The organism is Pontibacillus litoralis JSM 072002, assembly GCF_000775615.1.
GTDB classification, from domain to species: domain Bacteria; phylum Bacillota; class Bacilli; order Bacillales; family BH030062; genus Pontibacillus; species Pontibacillus litoralis.
The window spans coordinates 1-242 of the sequence record NZ_AVPG01000094.1 but is presented as its reverse complement, the minus strand read 5'-3'; the positions used below and the strand labels follow the sequence as shown (position 1 = coordinate 242).

At 48.3% G+C, this 242-nt stretch carries 2 tRNA genes; both read left to right on the top strand.

The features are described 5' to 3' along the window. The first annotated feature begins 73 nt into the window (after positions 1–73). Positions 74–148: transfer RNA gene (locus N784_RS15885), tRNA-Asn, on the top strand. Between the two features lie 4 nt (positions 149–152). Continuing rightward, positions 153–226 (top strand) — tRNA-Thr (locus N784_RS15880). Positions 227–242 lie beyond the last annotated feature (16 nt).

Here is a 242-nt window from a genome sequence, read left to right as displayed (position 1 = left end):
CCCGCAAGAGTAGGACGTCGCCAGGCAAACTTTTCCTTATTCATTGTAGCTCAAATGGTAAACTTTACATTATTCCAACGTAGCTCAGTGGTAGAGCTATCGGCTGTTAACCGATCGGTCGCAGGTTCGAATCCTGCCGTTGGAGCCATTTTGCTTCCATAGCTCAGCTCGGTAGAGCACTTCCATGGTAAGGAAGAGGTCGCCGGTTCAAGTCCGGCTGGGAGCTTTTAGTAAAAGATATT